This window comes from Aquibium sp. A9E412, assembly GCF_030398335.1.
Taxonomy (GTDB): domain Bacteria; phylum Pseudomonadota; class Alphaproteobacteria; order Rhizobiales; family Rhizobiaceae; genus A9E412.
Genome location: NZ_JAOAOP010000020.1, coordinates 22,969 through 36,855 on the forward strand (window position 1 = coordinate 22,969; position 13,887 = coordinate 36,855).

The 13,887-nt window shown below is 73.4% G+C and carries 17 protein-coding genes; 12 read left to right on the forward strand and 5 right to left on the reverse strand.

Features of this window, described 5'->3' with window-relative positions:
- Positions 1-50 precede the first annotated feature (50 nt).
- From N1F89_RS09725 to N1F89_RS09750, 6 genes are all read left to right on the forward strand, one after another.
- Entirely contained in the window at positions 51-911 is an 861-nt protein-coding gene (locus N1F89_RS09725; protein ID WP_290083731.1) for a peptidylprolyl isomerase, read from the forward strand.
- Between the two features lie 257 nt (positions 912-1,168).
- Positions 1,169-2,365, forward strand: a complete 1,197-nt coding sequence (gene argJ / locus N1F89_RS09730) for a bifunctional glutamate N-acetyltransferase/amino-acid acetyltransferase ArgJ (RefSeq protein WP_290083767.1) — start codon at positions 1,169-1,171, stop codon at positions 2,363-2,365.
- Positions 2,366-2,375: 10 nt separating this feature from the next.
- A complete protein-coding gene (locus N1F89_RS09735) occupies positions 2,376-3,152 on the forward strand; it encodes a GNAT family N-acetyltransferase (protein WP_290083732.1) in 777 nt (258 codons plus the stop codon).
- A gap of 2 nt (positions 3,153-3,154) precedes the next feature.
- Positions 3,155-3,568: a (deoxy)nucleoside triphosphate pyrophosphohydrolase gene (locus N1F89_RS09740; protein WP_290083733.1), complete on the forward strand. Its 414-nt coding sequence runs from the start codon at positions 3,155-3,157 to the stop codon at positions 3,566-3,568.
- Positions 3,569-3,681: 113 nt separating this feature from the next.
- Positions 3,682-4,008, forward strand: a complete 327-nt coding sequence (locus N1F89_RS09745; protein WP_290083734.1) for a hypothetical protein — start codon at positions 3,682-3,684, stop codon at positions 4,006-4,008.
- Between the two features lie 85 nt (positions 4,009-4,093).
- The gene (locus N1F89_RS09750; protein ID WP_354670317.1) at positions 4,094-4,261 is read left to right on the forward strand and encodes a Flp family type IVb pilin; all 168 of its coding nucleotides are present in this window, start codon (positions 4,094-4,096) and stop codon (positions 4,259-4,261) included.
- A gap of 31 nt (positions 4,262-4,292) precedes the next feature.
- On the opposite strand, the gene N1F89_RS09755 is transcribed toward N1F89_RS09750, so the two are convergent.
- A complete protein-coding gene (locus N1F89_RS09755; protein ID WP_290083736.1) occupies positions 4,293-5,168 on the reverse strand; it encodes a methyltransferase domain-containing protein in 876 nt (291 codons plus the stop codon).
- 113 nt (positions 5,169-5,281) lie between these two features.
- On the opposite strand from N1F89_RS09755, the gene N1F89_RS09760 reads away from it, so the two are divergent.
- The 6 genes from N1F89_RS09760 (at position 5,282) to N1F89_RS09785 (ending at position 10,129) form a co-directional block, all read left to right on the forward strand.
- On the forward strand, positions 5,282-6,052 hold the full coding sequence (locus tag N1F89_RS09760) for a ComF family protein (RefSeq protein WP_290083737.1): 771 nt from the start codon (positions 5,282-5,284) through the stop codon (positions 6,050-6,052).
- Positions 6,053-6,107: 55 nt separating this feature from the next.
- The gene (grxC, locus tag N1F89_RS09765) at positions 6,108-6,383 is read left to right on the forward strand and encodes a glutaredoxin 3 (RefSeq protein ID WP_290083738.1); all 276 of its coding nucleotides are present in this window, start codon (positions 6,108-6,110) and stop codon (positions 6,381-6,383) included.
- Positions 6,380-7,252 carry a carbon-nitrogen hydrolase family protein gene (locus N1F89_RS09770; RefSeq protein WP_290083739.1) on the forward strand — a complete coding sequence of 291 codons (873 nt, stop codon included), beginning with the start codon at positions 6,380-6,382 and terminating at the stop codon, positions 7,250-7,252. Before grxC ends, N1F89_RS09770 begins: the two co-directional genes overlap by 4 nt.
- The gene (locus N1F89_RS09775) at positions 7,249-7,674 is read left to right on the forward strand and encodes a DUF1178 family protein (protein WP_290083740.1); all 426 of its coding nucleotides are present in this window, start codon (positions 7,249-7,251) and stop codon (positions 7,672-7,674) included. The genes N1F89_RS09770 and N1F89_RS09775 overlap by 4 nt, the downstream gene beginning before the upstream one ends.
- 37 nt (positions 7,675-7,711) lie before the next feature.
- Positions 7,712-9,196 carry a protein adenylyltransferase SelO gene (locus N1F89_RS09780; protein WP_290083741.1) on the forward strand — a complete coding sequence of 495 codons (1,485 nt, stop codon included), beginning with the start codon at positions 7,712-7,714 and terminating at the stop codon, positions 9,194-9,196.
- A gap of 111 nt (positions 9,197-9,307) precedes the next feature.
- Positions 9,308-10,129 carry an IclR family transcriptional regulator gene (locus tag N1F89_RS09785; protein WP_290083742.1) on the forward strand — a complete coding sequence of 274 codons (822 nt, stop codon included), beginning with the start codon at positions 9,308-9,310 and terminating at the stop codon, positions 10,127-10,129.
- Between the two features lie 118 nt (positions 10,130-10,247).
- On the opposite strand, the gene N1F89_RS09790 is transcribed toward N1F89_RS09785, so the two are convergent.
- From N1F89_RS09790 to N1F89_RS09805, 4 genes are read right to left on the reverse strand one after another with little or no spacing between them, the layout of a single operon-like run.
- Positions 10,248-10,748, reverse strand: coding sequence for a RidA family protein (locus N1F89_RS09790; RefSeq protein ID WP_290083743.1), 501 nt, complete (start codon positions 10,746-10,748; stop codon positions 10,248-10,250).
- A gap of 46 nt (positions 10,749-10,794) precedes the next feature.
- Positions 10,795-11,760, reverse strand: a complete 966-nt coding sequence (locus N1F89_RS09795) for an oligopeptide/dipeptide ABC transporter ATP-binding protein (protein ID WP_290083744.1) — start codon at positions 11,758-11,760, stop codon at positions 10,795-10,797.
- Positions 11,757-12,755 carry an ABC transporter ATP-binding protein gene (locus N1F89_RS09800; protein WP_290083745.1) on the reverse strand — a complete coding sequence of 333 codons (999 nt, stop codon included), beginning with the start codon at positions 12,753-12,755 and terminating at the stop codon, positions 11,757-11,759. The genes N1F89_RS09795 and N1F89_RS09800 overlap by 4 nt, the downstream gene beginning before the upstream one ends.
- Positions 12,752-13,879 (reverse strand): amidohydrolase family protein, encoded by a 1,128-nt coding sequence (locus N1F89_RS09805; protein ID WP_290083746.1) that lies wholly within the window; start codon positions 13,877-13,879, stop codon positions 12,752-12,754. The genes N1F89_RS09800 and N1F89_RS09805 overlap by 4 nt, the downstream gene beginning before the upstream one ends.
- Between the last annotated feature and the right edge of the window lie 8 nt (positions 13,880-13,887).

The following is a 13,887-nucleotide window of genomic DNA, read 5'->3' on the forward strand; positions in this document are numbered from 1 at the left end:
ATTTGGGCTGATTTCCATCGTTTCCCGCAATCACCCGACCGGAGCTGACCATGTTACACAAGATTCGCCGCCTGCCGCTCGTGCGCGCCGGTCTGGCCTGCGCCGCCCTCGCGCTGGCCGCTCCGGCGCTGGCGCAGGACGGCGGCGCCGAGGCGGTGCTGGCCACGATCAACGGCGAGCCGGTGACCGAGCGCGACCTCGAGATGGCGCTCACCGACCTCGACCCGCAGTTCTCGCGCCTGCCCGACGCGCAGCGCCGCGCGGCGGCGCTTTCGGCGCTGGTCGAGATCAAGCTGCTCGCCGCCGAGGCGCGCGAGCGCGGCCTCGACGAGACCGAGGCCTTCAAGAACCGGATGGCCTTCCTGCGCGAGCGGGCGCTGCATCGCGATTTCGTCGAGACCGAGGTCGCCGAGACGGTCAGCGAGGAGGCCGTGCGCGCGCGCTACGACCAGGAGGTCGCCGACACCGGCGCGAGCAACGAGGTGCGCGCCCGCCACATCCTGGTCGAGACCAGGGAGGAGGCCGAGGCGATCATCGACGAGCTCGACGCGGGCGGCGACTTCGAGGCGCTGGCCAAGGAGCACTCGACCGACGGCGCGGCCGCCCAGGGCGGCGATCTCGGCTATTTCGGCCCCGGCCAGATGGTCGAGCCGTTCGAGAAGGCGGCGATGGCGCTCGAGGTCGGCAGCTACACGGCCGAGCCGGTCGAGACGCAGTTCGGCTGGCACGTCATCAAGGTCGAGGACCGGCGCGTGCAGCAGCCGCCGCCCTTCGAGCAGGTCAAGGACCAGCTCCGCTCGCTGCTGATCCGCGAGAAGTATCTCGAGGCGGTGACCGGCCTGCGCGAGGCGGCCGAGATCGACGTCAAGGATCCCGCGCTCGCCGAGGCGCTCGGCGAGATCACGCGCTAGGCGACGACGCCGCAACGGCGCGCCCGGGTTCCGGCGGGCGCGCCGCGCCACCGTACGATGCCGACGGCGTCTCGGCCCGTGCGCACGGGCGCGCGGCGCCGTCACGGCCTGGCGGCCGGGCGGGTTCCCGTCCGGCCGCAGCCTCTTCGGCGCGGCTTGTCAGGGCGCGCGCGATAGGGCAAACGGGCGCCTTGTCCCGACCGCCGAGGTTTGCCTTGACCACCGTCTCGCCGCTCGCTCCCGCCTCCTTTCCCGACATGCCCGCCATCGAGGGCGTGGCGCTCGCCAGCGCCGCCACCGGCATCAAGTATGCCGGCCGTCCCGACGTGATGATGATGACCTTCGCCGAGGGCACGGCGGCGGCCGGCGTCTTCACGCGCTCGAAGTGTCCGTCGGCGCCGGTCGACTTCTGCCGGCGCAACCTGCCCGGCGGCCGCGGTCGCGTGCTGGTCGTCAATTCGGGCAACGCCAACGCCTTCACCGGGCGCAAGGGGGCGGCGGCGACGGCGGCGACGGCCCGCGCGGCGGCGGCCGCGGCCGGCTGCGGCGAGGAGGCCGTCTTCCTCGCCTCGACCGGCGTGATCGGCGAGCCGCTGCCGGCCGAGCGCTTCACGCCGCACCTGGCCGGCATGGCGGCGGCGGCGCGGCCGGACGGCTGGCTCGAGGCGGCCAGGGCCATCATGACCACCGACACCTATCCCAAGGTCGCCACAGCCCGCGCCCGGCTCGGCGGCACCGAGGTGACGATCAACGGCATCGCCAAGGGCGCCGGCATGATCGCGCCCGACATGGCGACGATGCTCTCCTTCGTGGCGACCGACGCGCCGATCGCCGCGCCGGCGCTGCAGGCGCTGCTCAAGCGCGCCGTCGGCGGCAGCTTCAACGCGATCACCGTCGACAGCGACACCTCGACCAGTGACACGCTGATGCTGTTCGCCACCGGCGCGGCGGCCGCGCGCGGCGCGCCGCGGATCGAGGCGGCCGGCGACCGCCGGCTGGCCGGCTTCCGCCGCGCGCTCGACGCGGTGCTGCGCGACCTGGCGCTGCAGGTGGTGCGCGACGGCGAGGGCGCGCGCAAGCAGATCGCGATCACCGTCACCGGGGCGGCGTCTGCCGGCTCGGCCCGGCGCGTCGCCCGCTCGATCGCCGACTCGCCGCTGGTCAAGACGGCGGTCGCCGGCGAGGACGCCAACTGGGGCCGCGTGGTGATGGCCGTCGGCAAGGCCGGCGAGCCGGCCGACCGCGACCGGCTGGCGATCTGGTTCGGCGACATCCGGGTCGCCGCCGAGGGCGAGCGCGACCCCGCCTATTCCGAAGCCGCGACCTCGGCCTATATGCGCAACGACGAGATCGCCATTCGCGTCGACCTCGGTCTCGGCCGCGGCAAGGCCACGGTGTGGACCTGCGACCTGACCAAGGAGTACGTCGCCATCAACGGCGACTACCGGAGCTGAGCATCGGCCGATGACGAGGAGGGTGTCCGCCCCGGCCGATCTGGCCACCATCCGCCGGTTCGAGGCGGCCGGCTTCCGCGCCTGGCCGGCCACCTCCGTCCACTATGACGGCACCTGGGCGATCCGGCTGACGGCCAGCCACCCGGCGCGCCGGCTCAACTCGGTCAACCCGCTCGACCCGGGCGACGACCGGCGCATCGGCGAGCGCACGCAGCGCGCCGCGCGCCGCTTCGCCACCTACGGCCGGCCGCTCACCTTCCGCCTGTCGCCGCTCGCCTCGCCGGCGATCGCGCGCCATTTCGACGCCGAGGGCTGGTCGACGCTGTCGCACTCGATCGTCATGCGGCTGGCGCTCGACGAGGCGGTGATCGACGAGGCGCTCGACCAGATCCCGCTCAAGGACATGAACCGCTTCATCAACGCCGCGCTCAAGGTGCACGGCCAGAGCGACAGCCTGCGGCCCGGGCTGACCGAGGTGATCAGCTCGATCCGGCCGGAGGCCGGGCTGTTCGCGCTCGAGGAGGACGGCGAGCCGGTGGCGACCGCCGTGTGCGTGCTCGACGGCGAGCTCGCCGGGCTGTTCGAGATCGCCAGCGACCCGGCCTGGCGCGGCCGCGGCTACGGCCGCCGGGTGCTCCTGTCGGCGCTCAAATGGGCGCATCTGCGCGGCGCCCGGCTGGCCTGGCTGCAGGTCAAGGCCGACAACACGGCGGCCTGCGGCCTCTACCGCTCGCTCGGCTTCGCGGAGGTCTACCGCTACCACTATCGCCAGCCGGCCGGGAGCTGACGATGGCGCAGGACGACAGGCGCCTGCTCCTGGTTGCGGCCTGCGCGCTGGTCGACGCCGACGGACGCGTGCTGATCGCCCAGCGCCCGCCGGGCAAGGCGATGGCCGGGCTGTGGGAGTTTCCCGGCGGCAAGCTGGAGCCCGGCGAGAGCCCGGAGGACGCGCTTATCCGCGAGCTCGACGAGGAGCTCGGCGTGACCACGCGCGCCGCCTGCCTGGCGCCGCTCACCTTCGCCAGCCACGCCTATGACGACTTCCACCTGCTGATGCCGCTGTTCGTGTGCCGCCGCTTCTGGGGCGTGCCCGAGGCGCGCGAGCACAGCGCGCTGAAATGGGTGCGCCCGCGCGACCTGCGCGGCGTCGCCATGCCGCCGGCCGACGAGCCGCTGATCGCGACCCTGACCGACCTCTTGTGAGACCGCGGCCGGCCGTCGCCGCAGCGTTAATCGAACGTTCAGCAAAAGCTGAAAACTTGAACCGGGCGAAAGGCCGCAGGCGCGGTCCGGCCGGGGGTTCAGGAGCGGGAACGATGGCGCTTTATCTCGACGAGGACTGGCAGAGCGGACGCAGCGCGGCGTGGTCGCGGCTTGGCGGGGCCGGCATCGGCGCGCTGCGCGTGACGCTGCTGTTCGGCGCGGCGGCGGTGGCGCTGGCGCTCATCGTCGCGCCGATCGCCGACAAGCGCACGCGCGGCTTCGACTATCAGGCGCGCGCGCCGCTCGGTCTCGACAGCATGGCCACCGGCTCGGTGGGCAAGGACGGCAGCGTCTACACCATCCGCCGCAGCGTGCTGCAGCGCTCGCCGAGCTCGGTCTGCATCATCCGCGACAACGGCACGCGCAGCGGCGACTGCTGAGCCCGCCCGGCCGCAAAAAGCCCTGCCCACGCAATCTTAACCTCTGGCGTCCAAGACTGTCGTCCCGGCCCCAGCGGTGAGAGTCATGATCCTTCGCTTCCTGAAAGACGAGACCGGCGCCACGGCGGTGGAATACGCCATCATCGTGGCGGTCCTGTCGCTGGTCGTCGCCGCCGGCATCGGAACGGTGGCGAACTCGCTCCAGTATCTCTGGGGCAACAACAACAGCCGGCTCAACCAGGCCTGGAAATAGCCGGCCGGTCGCGGCGGCGCGCCTGTCCCGGTCAGTCCTCGTCGCGCCGCTCGGCGAGCGCCTCGGCCAGCGAGACCCGGCCGCTGCCGCGCCGCGCCGGCTTCTGCTGGCTTTCGGCCGGCGCCCAGCCCGACAGCCAGACGATGCGGAAGGTGGCCGGAATGCGCCCGTCGGCCTCGGCGAAGCGCTCGGCGTAGATCTCGGCGGCACGCAGGAACAGCGCGCGCGGCGCGAAGCGCCGGCCGCGCTCGGCGAGCGCGCTGGTCGCGCCCATCGCGCGCAGGTCGCGCATCAGGTCGAACATCGTGTCGTAGCGCACCCGGACCGTCTCGACGTCGCTGACGGGCAGGGCGAAGCCGGCGCGCTGCAAAAGGCCGCCGGCGTCGCGCACGTCGGCGAAGGGCAGCACGCGCGGCGTCGCGCCGCCGGCAAGCTCGGCTTCCGCCGCGAGCAGGCTCTCGCGCAGCTCGTCCAGCGTGCCGGCGCCGGCCATCGCGCCGACGAACAGCCCGTCCGGCCGGAGCGCGCGGCGGATCTGCACCAGCAGGCCCGGTACGTCGTTGACCTCGTGCAGGGTGAGCAGGCTGACGGCGAGGTCGAGGCTGCCGGGCGCCAGCGGCACGTGCTCCGGCTGCGCGAGGATGCCGTCGTCCCCCGCCAGCAGCGCCGGGTCGGCCTCGACGCGCGTCACCGCGGCCACCTTGCCGCTGTCGCGCAGCGCCGCGGCGGCGTCGGGCGTCAGGCAGAACAGCGCGGCGGCATCGGCGAAGCGCCGCTCCACCGTCGCCAGCCGCTCGGCCAGGTCCTCGGCCGCGCGCCGCATCAGGAACCAGGCGCCGGCGTCGCCGATGGCGGCGGCGCGCCGCTTGCGGCCGAGAACGGCCGGTGTATCGACCAGGGTCTGCATTGCGCCTATCATCCGGTTTCGCGCCCCTCATCTAGGGCCGACCAGCCTTTAGAGCAAAGCCGCGCCGGATTGAACCGCGCGGCAGCGGGCGCGACGGGAGGGAGGGTGGAGCCATGCCCGCGCATGCGCTCGCGCGGCGGCTTGCCGACTGGCCGAAGCGGCTGCTGTTTCCGCCGGTCTGCCTCGGCTGCCGCAACCTGGTGGCCGAACCGGGAACGCTGTGTCCCGAATGCTGGCCGGCGCTGACCTTTCTCGAACGGCCGTGGTGCGAGGTGCTCGGCACGCCGTTCGCCTACGACATGGGCGACGGCTTCCTGTCGGCCGGCGCCATCGCCGAGCCGCCGCCCTTCGCCCGGGCGCGGGCTGCCGTCGCCTATCGCGGCACCGCGCGGCGCATGGTGCAGGGGCTGAAGTTCCGCGACCGCACCGACCTGGCGCCGTGGATGGCGCGCTGGATGCTGCGCGTCGGCGGCGAGCTGATCGGGCCCGATGCCGTGGTGGTGCCGGTGCCGCTGCACCGCCGGCGCCTGCTGGCGCGCCGCTTCAACCAGTCGGCCGAGCTCGCCCGCGCCGTCGCCGCCCAGGCCGGCCTCGCCTTCGAGCCCGACGTGCTGGTGCGCGTCAGGCCGACGCGCCGGCAGGTCGGGCTCGGCGCGCGCGAGCGGGCGGAGAATGTGCGCGGCGCCTTCCGCGTGCCGCCCGAACACGAGATCGGCGTGCGCGGCCGGCGCGTGATCGCCGTCGACGACGTGCTGACGACCGGCGCCACGGTGGCCGCCGCGGCGCGGGCGCTGAAGCGCGGCGGCGCCACCGCCGTCGACGTGCTGACCTTCGCCCGGGTTCTGCCGGGGGACTTCCGGGCCGACGAGGCAGGCCCTATATAAGGCCGGGCCGGCGGCACCGCGCCGGCGGACGGACGAGGAGAGGCGCGAGCGCCCGATGGTCGAGGTGACGATCTACACCCGCGCGATGTGCGGCTACTGCACGGCGGCCAAGCGCCTGCTGGACGACAAGGGCGTCGCCTATGTCGAGCGCGACGCCAGCCGGGAGCCGGCGCTGCGCCAGGAGATGATCCAGCGCGCCAACGGGCGCATGACCTTCCCGCAGATCTTCATCGGCGAGCGCCATGTCGGCGGCTCCGACGAGCTGCACGCGCTGGAGCGCGCCGGCCGGCTCGACGCGCTGCTCGCCGAGGCGCCGGGAGGCGCGGCATGAGCGGGCTGCGCGTCGCGGCGGTGCAGATGCGCTCGGGCATGGACCCGGCGCGCAACCTGGCCGACTTCGAGGCGCTGGTGCGCCGCGCCGCCGGCGAGGGCGCGGCTTATGTGCAGACGCCGGAGATGACCGGCGCGCTGGTGCGCCGCCGCGCCGACCTGATGCAGCGCATCCACGCGCCCGGCGACGATCCGCTGGTCGCGCGCGCGGGCGCGCTGGCCGGCGAACTCGGCATCCACCTGCATGTCGGCTCGACCGCCGTCGCGCTCGACGGCGGCAAGGTCGCCAACCGCGCCTTCCTGTTCGGCCCCGACGGCGGGCAGATCGCCACCTACGACAAGATCCACATGTTCGACGTCGATCTCGACAATGGCGAGAGCTGGCGCGAATCGGAGACCTACCGGCCGGGCGAGCGCACGGTGGTGGCGCGGCTGCCCTTCGCGACGCTCGGCCTGGCCGTGTGCTACGACGTGCGCTTCCCGCATCTGTTCCGCGACCAGGCGCTGGCCGGGGCCGAGGTGCTGACGGTGCCGGCCGCCTTCACCCGGCAGACCGGCGAGGCGCACTGGCACGTGCTGCTGCGCGCCCGCGCCATCGAGAACGGCGCCTTCGTCGTCGCCGCCGCCCAGGGCGGCCGGCACGAGGACGGCCGCGAGACCTACGGCCATTCGCTGATCGTCGACCCGTGGGGCCGCGTCCTGGCCGAGGCGGCCGGCGACGCGCCGGGCGTGGTGGTCGCCGAGATCGATCCGGCCGCGGCGGCGGCCGCGCGCGGCAAGGTGCCGAACCTGAAGAACGCCAGGCCCTACCGCGTCGAGACGGCGGACGCCGCAAGCGCGCCGGCGGCGGCGCGCCGGGCGGCGTCATGATCCGCTTCTCGCTGGTGTGTGACCGGGAGCACGGCTTCGAGGCGTGGTTCCGCAACGGCGAGGACTACGACACGCAGCGCCGCCGCGGCCTCGTCGCGTGCCCCGAATGCGGCTCGTCGAAGGTCGACAAGGCGCTGATGGCGCCGGCCGTGGCGAGCGGCCGCAAGGAGCAGCGCGTCGCGCTGGCGATGAGCGAGGAGCAGCGCAAGCTGCTCGCCCGGCTGAAGACGGTGACCGACAAGCTGCGCGAAAGCGCCGACTATGTCGGCGACCGGTTCGCCGAGGAGGCGCGCAAGATCCACTTCGGCGAGATCGAGGCGCGCGGCATCTACGGCGAGGCGACGCTCGAGGAGGCCAAGGGGCTGATCGAGGACGGCGTCGCGGTGCTGCCGATGCCGCGGCTGCCCGACGAGCGCAACTGAGCCCGGCCGGGCGCGCCGACGAAAGACGGAGCCCGCAATGACCAGACACGACCCGACCTTCGCCTTCGACAACAGCTATGCGCGCGAGCTGGACGGCCTGTTCGTGCCGTGGCAGGGCGCCGCGGTGCCGCAGCCGCGCATGCTGCGCTTCAACCGGGCGCTGGCCGCCGAGCTCGGCCTCGACGCCGCGGCGCTCGACGGCGACGCCGGCGCGGCCATCTTCGCCGGCTCGGTCAGCCCGGACGGGGCCGCGCCGCTCGCCATGGCCTATGCCGGCCACCAGTTCGGCGGTTTCTCGCCGCAGCTCGGCGACGGCCGCGCCCTCCTCGTCGGCGAGGTGATCGACCGGCACGGCCGGCGCCGCGATATCCATCTGAAGGGCTCGGGCCAGACGCCGTTCTCGCGCGGCGGCGACGGCAAGGCCGTGCTCGGGCCGGTGCTCAGGGAATACCTCGTCGGCGAGGCGATGCACGCGCTCGGGGTGCCGACGACCCGGGCGCTGGCCGCGGTGACGACCGGCGAGGAGGTGCGCCGCGACGGCATGAAGCCGGGCGCCGTGCTCGCCCGCGTCGCCGCCTCGCACCTGCGCGTCGGCACCTTCCAGTTCTTCGCCGTGCGCGACGATCCCGACAAGCTGCGCCGGCTCGCCGACTATGCCATCGCGCGCCATCATCCCGACCTCGCAGGCCGCGACGACCGCTATCTGGCGCTGTTGACGCGCGTGCGCGACGCGCAGGCCGCGCTCGTCGCGCAGTGGATGCTGGTCGGCTTCGTGCACGGCGTGATGAACACCGACAACATGACGATCTCCGGCGAGACCATCGACTACGGCCCCTGCGCCTTCCTCGACGCCTACGATCCTGGCGCCGTGTTCAGCTCGATCGACCAGTTCGGCCGCTACGCCTACGCCAACCAGCCGGCGATCGCGCAGTGGAACCTGGCGCGCTTCGCCGAGACGCTGCTCGGCCTGATCGACGGCGCGGACCGCGAGCGGGCGGTGCGGCTGGCGAGCGAGGCGGTCAACGCCTTCCCGCAGATCTATCGCGAGGCATGGCTCGTGCGGCTGCGCGGCAAGTTCGGCCTGGCCGAGGCGCGCGACGGCGACGCGGCGCTGGCCGACGGCCTGTTCCAGGCGATGGAGGGGCAGGGCGTCGACTTCACCAAGCTCTTCCGCGCGCTCGCCACCGCGGTGCGCGGCGACGCGGCGCCGGCCAGGGCGCTGTTCGCCGATCCGGTGGCCGGTTTCGACGCGTGGCTCGCGCGCTATCGCGCGCGGTTCGCCGAGGAGGCGATGCCGGCGGACGCGCGCGCGGCCGCGATGGACGCGGTCAACCCGCTCTACATTCCGCGCAACCACCTGGTCGAGGAAGCGCTGGAGGCGGCGCTCGCCGGCGACATGGCGCCGTTCGACCGGCTGCTTGCCGCCGTCACCGATCCGTATCGGCCGCGCCCGGGGCTCGAGCGCCATGCCGAGCCGGCGCCGGCCGACTTCGGCCCCTACACGACCTTCTGCGGCACCTGAGGCGAGCGGCGTGACCGGCAGGGCGCAGGAAACGCGGGCGGCGGACGCGCGGATTTTGCGGCGGGCGCGGAAACCCGGCATACTCCGGCGACCGGAATCGACAGGTGCACGATGAACGAGACGGCCGCTCCCGCCCGCCCAGACACCGCCGCGCCCGCGGCGCGCCGCCGGCGCTCGCGCGTCAGCGGCATCGACCGCGTGATGCAGATCCTCGACGAGCTGCAGGAGCGCGGCGCGGCGGCCACCGCCTACGACCTGGCGCGGGCGATCGACGCGCCGCTGTCGACCATCTACACCATCGTCGACGACATGGTGGACAAGTCGCTCTTGACGCGCGACGCCGACGGCGCGGTGTGGTTCGGTCCGCGCCTCTACCATTACGGGCTCGCCTACGAGCGCTCGGTCGACATGCTGACCATCGCCAAGCAGAAGATGGCCGAGCTCAACCGCACGACCGGCGAGACGGTGCAGATCTGCGGCCGCGACGGCGACTACATGGTGGTGCTGGCGATGGCCGAGGGCAACGACCACTTCCAGGTCACCTCGCGCGTGGGATCGCGCGTGCCGCTCAACTGGACGGCTTCGGGACGGCTCCTGGTCGGCCACCTGCCGGATGCCGAGCGCTGCGCCATCTTCGCGCACGGCGCGCGCGTCTCGCCGACCGGACGCGCCGACGTCGATCCGGCCAGCCTGTCGGCGCAGGCGGCGCGGGCGCTGCGCGAGGGCGTGTGCGTGCAGGCCGGCGAATCCGACTATTCCGTCGCCTGCATCGCCGCGCCGATCGTCGACGCGGCGGGCGCCTGCGTGGCGACGATCTCCATCGTGCTGCCGGAGTTCAAGGTGCAGGAGGACCGGGCGCGCTACTTCAAGGCGGTGCGCGAGGCGGCCGCCGAGATCGAGGAGCGTGTCGGCTGGCGGCGCCAGCGCGGCTAGTGCGTTTCCAGGCGACGTGGAAACCGGTTCGCCGTCCGCAAACGCGTCAAGACAACAAGTCGGAGCCGATCTGCGAGTCCGTGAATGGCAGAACGGCTCCAAGCCGGCGGCGCGGCCGTCACTCCACGGCGACGATCGCCTCGATCTCGACCGTGATGTTGCCCGGCAGCGAGCCGAAGCCGACGGCCGAGCGGGCATGGCGCCCGGCGGCGCCGAACACGTCGTTCATCAGGTCGGACGCGCCGTTGATGACGCGCGGGTGCTGCTCGAAGTCGAGATCGGCGTTGACCATGCCGAACAGCTTGACGACGCGGCGCACGCGGCCGAGATCGCCAAGCGCCTCGTGCATGACCGCGATCAGGTTGACGGCGGTCAGCCGGGCGTGGGCGTAGGCCTCGTCCGTGCTCACCTGGCGGCCGACCTTGCCGGTGTGCAGCCGGCCGTCCGCCTCGCGCGGGCCCTGGCCGGACAGGTACAAGAGCGGCCCCTCGCGCACATGGGTGAGGAAGTTGGCCACCGGCGGCGGCGCCGGCGGCAGCGCGATGCCGAGCGCCGCAAGCCGCTCGTAGGGTGTCGCGCGCGTCGGGCTCTCGGCGCCGGTGTCGAATGCCTGGGACAAGACGAAGCTCCTCGTGGATCGGGCGGGGCGGGCGCGGGGCCCGCGGTCAGAAGGCGTTGTGGCAGGCGACCTCGGCGCCGGACGGATGGCGCCGCAGCAGCGGCCGCTCGCGCGTGCAGCGCTCGCTGGCCAGCGGGCAGCGCGGATGGAAGGCGCAGCCCGACGGCGGCGCGAGCGGCGTCGGCACCTCGCCCTTCAGCGTGTCGCGCGGCGCCAGCCGGCGCGCCGGATCGGGCACCGGCACCGCCTCGAGCAGCGCCCGGGTGTAGGGATGCACCGGGCCGGAGAACAGCGTCTCCTTGTCGGCGATCTCGACCAGCCGGCCGAGATACATCACCGCCACCCGGTCGCTGATGTGCTGCACGACGCCGAGGTCGTGGGCGATGAACAGGTAGGCCAGGCCGCGCTCGGCCTTGATCTCGGCCATCAGGTTGATGACCTGGGCCTGGATCGACACGTCGAGCGCGGAGACCGGCTCGTCGGCGACGATCAGCGCCGGATCGAGGGCGAGCGCGCGGGCGATCGCCAGGCGCTGGCGCTGGCCGCCGGAGAACTGCGAGGGCACGTTGGCCATCTGGTCGGGTCGCAGGCCGACGCGCTCGAACAGCTCCGCCACCCGCCGGCGACGCTCGGCGGCATCGCCGATGCCATGCACGACGAGCGGCTCGGTGACGATGTCGCCGGCGCGCTGGCGCGGGTCGAGCGAGCCGTAGGGGTCCTGGAAGACCATCTGGAAGCGGCGGCGCAGCGGCCGCAGCTCGCCATGCGTGGCGTGCGCGATGTCGCGCCCCTCGAAGCGGACCTCGCCGGTGTCCGGCTCGAGAAGCCGCACGATCATCTTGCCGACCGTCGACTTGCCGCAGCCCGATTCGCCGACCAGGCCGAGCGTCTCGCCGGGCGCGATCGCGAAACTGACGTCGTCGACGGCGGTGACCGTCGCCTTGTGGCCGCCCATGCCGGTGGTGACGGCAAAGCGCTTCGACAGCCCCTTCGCTTCGAGCACGAACGTCATGCGGCGTCCTCCCGCTCGACATGCGGATGCCAGCAGGCCGCCCGGCGGCCGCCGTCGAACGGCATCAGCGGCGGCCGTTCGGCGCGGCAGCGCGCGCTGGCGCGCGGGCAGCGCGGCGCGAAGGCGCAGCCCTGCGGCAGGTCCCACGGAGGCGGCACGGTGCCGGGAATCTCGACCAGCCGGCGCGGATGGCCGGCCGCAGGCCCGGTCCGCACCACCGGGATCGAGCGCAGCAGGCCGCGCGTATAGGGATGCAGGGCACCGGCGAACAGCGCCTCGGAGGCGGATTCCTCGACGATGCGCCCGGCATACATCACCGCCACCCGGTGCGCCGTCTCGGCGACGACGGCGAGGTCGTGGGTGATCAGGATGGTGGCCTGGCCGATCTCGCGCTGCAGGTCGCGGAACAGCTCGAGGATCTGCGCCTGGGTGGTGACGTCGAGCGCCGTCGTCGGCTCGTCGGCGATCAGCAGCGCCGGGCGGCAGGCGAGCGCCAGCGCGATCACCACGCGCTGGCGCATGCCGCCCGACATCTGGTGCGGAAAGTCGTCGTAGCGCGCCGCCGGGTCGGGGATGCGCACCAGCGCGAACAGCTCCTCCACCGCGCGCCGCGCGGCGGCCGCGCCGGCGCGCTTGTGCAGCCGCAGCACCTCGGCGACCTGCGGGCCGACGCGCATGGTCGGGTTGAGCGAGGTCATCGGCTCCTGGAAGATCAGCCCGATCCGCGCGCCGCGCACGGCCGCCATCTCCGCCTCGCCGAGGCGGGCGAGGTCGCGGTCCTCGAAGCGGATGGTGCCGGCGGTGATCTCGGCGACCTCCGGCAGCAGCCCCATCACCGCGAGCGCGGTCACGCTCTTGCCCGACCCCGATTCGCCGACCAGCGCCAGCACCTCGCCGCCGTCGAGCGCGAGATCGACCTCGCGCACGGCGTCGAAGCGGCGGCCGCCGGTCTCGAAGCCGACGGTCAGCCCCTCGATGTCGAGGACCCGGCTCACGCCAGGCCCGCGCGCGCCAGCCGCTGCGGCGCGAAGACGTCGAGCGCGTTGTCGCGCAGGATGCGCCGCATGTCGGCGTCTGAGATGAAGCCGCAATGGTCGGTCATGTAGGTGAGCGTCTGGCGGTAGGTGCTCGAGCGCGCCACGTTGGGCATGTCGGAGCCCCACATGAAGCGGCCGCCGCCGAAGCGCTCGTAGAGCTGGCGGATGTGGCCGTGCGCCCGCGCATAGGGGTAGGGCAGGCGGCCGCCCCAGGCGATCGGGTAGAGGATCTCGGCCCACACCTGTCCCTCGCCGAGCAGCGCCTCGATGACGCCCGGCAGCGCGATGCGCTCGTCGTCGTCGGCGTAGAGCGCCGTCGGCAGGCCGTGCACGAGCACGTGGCGCAGCGCCGGAAAACGCTCGACGATCGCCGCGAGATGGCGCATCTCGTCGTCGTAGCCGCCGATCGGCGAGTTCGCCGAATGCACCCAGAAGACCGGCAGGTCGAGCTGCTCGACCAGCGCCCACAGCGGATCGAAGGCGCGGTCAGACGGCAGCGTGCGGTAGCCGTTCCGGAACAGCCCGGTGGTGGTGAAGTAGAGCCCGGCCATGCCGTCCTCCTCGACCTGGCGGGCGAGGCGGGCAAGCTCGTCGTCGCGGAAGGCGAAGGCCTCCTCGACCTGCGCCAGGCCGAGGAAGCGGCCGGGATGCGCCTTGCCGGCGGCGGCGAAGTCGGCCGCCAGGTTGCCGTAGATGTGGTCGTTCTGCAGGATCGCGCCGGCGATGCCGGCATGGTCCATCTCGGCGACCAGCGTGTCGGCGTCGATCGACAGGTCGACCATGTGCGGCGGCAGGAACTGCACGTAGTGGTCCTCGCCGGCATGCGTCCACTCGAAGCGGCCGTTGCGCCCGGCGCGGAAGGAAACGTCGCGCGCCCGGCCGGCCTCGGACGGGTCGTCGGCGTCCCACAGCATGCGCGTGCCGACGACCGCGTGGTCGCGCCGGCGCCGGTAGGGCTGGTTGCCGTGCATGTGCATGGCCCGCTGCTGGTGAAGCCGGTGCGTCGCCACGTCGGGGAAACCGCAGGCGCCGGCAAGCGGCGGGAAGATGTGGGCGTGGCAGTCGATGATGCCGAAATCCATGGCAGGCC

Bases quoted from the DNA above. Each gene is read 5' to 3' on its own strand.
- N1F89_RS09725 (WP_290083731.1), top strand. From the start codon at position 51: ATGTTACACAAGATTCGCCGCCTGCCGCTCGTGCGCGCCGGTCTGGCC.
- argJ (WP_290083767.1), top strand. From the start codon at position 1,169: ATGCCCGCCATCGAGGGCGTGGCGCTCGCCAGCGCCGCCACCGGCATC.
- N1F89_RS09735 (WP_290083732.1), top strand. From the start codon at position 2,376: ATGACGAGGAGGGTGTCCGCCCCGGCCGATCTGGCCACCATCCGCCGG.
- N1F89_RS09740 (WP_290083733.1), top strand. From the start codon at position 3,155: ATGGCGCAGGACGACAGGCGCCTGCTCCTGGTTGCGGCCTGCGCGCTG.
- N1F89_RS09745 (WP_290083734.1), top strand. From the start codon at position 3,682: ATGGCGCTTTATCTCGACGAGGACTGGCAGAGCGGACGCAGCGCGGCG.
- N1F89_RS09750 (WP_354670317.1), top strand. From the start codon at position 4,094: ATGATCCTTCGCTTCCTGAAAGACGAGACCGGCGCCACGGCGGTGGAA.
- N1F89_RS09755 (WP_290083736.1), bottom strand. From the start codon at position 5,168: ATGCAGACCCTGGTCGATACACCGGCCGTTCTCGGCCGCAAGCGGCGC.
- N1F89_RS09760 (WP_290083737.1), top strand. From the start codon at position 5,282: ATGCCCGCGCATGCGCTCGCGCGGCGGCTTGCCGACTGGCCGAAGCGG.
- grxC (WP_290083738.1), top strand. From the start codon at position 6,108: ATGGTCGAGGTGACGATCTACACCCGCGCGATGTGCGGCTACTGCACG.
- N1F89_RS09770 (WP_290083739.1), top strand. From the start codon at position 6,380: ATGAGCGGGCTGCGCGTCGCGGCGGTGCAGATGCGCTCGGGCATGGAC.
- N1F89_RS09775 (WP_290083740.1), top strand. From the start codon at position 7,249: ATGATCCGCTTCTCGCTGGTGTGTGACCGGGAGCACGGCTTCGAGGCG.
- N1F89_RS09780 (WP_290083741.1), top strand. From the start codon at position 7,712: ATGACCAGACACGACCCGACCTTCGCCTTCGACAACAGCTATGCGCGC.
- N1F89_RS09785 (WP_290083742.1), top strand. From the start codon at position 9,308: ATGAACGAGACGGCCGCTCCCGCCCGCCCAGACACCGCCGCGCCCGCG.
- N1F89_RS09795 (WP_290083744.1), bottom strand. From the start codon at position 11,760: ATGACGTTCGTGCTCGAAGCGAAGGGGCTGTCGAAGCGCTTTGCCGTC.
- N1F89_RS09805 (WP_290083746.1), bottom strand. From the start codon at position 13,879: ATGGATTTCGGCATCATCGACTGCCACGCCCACATCTTCCCGCCGCTT.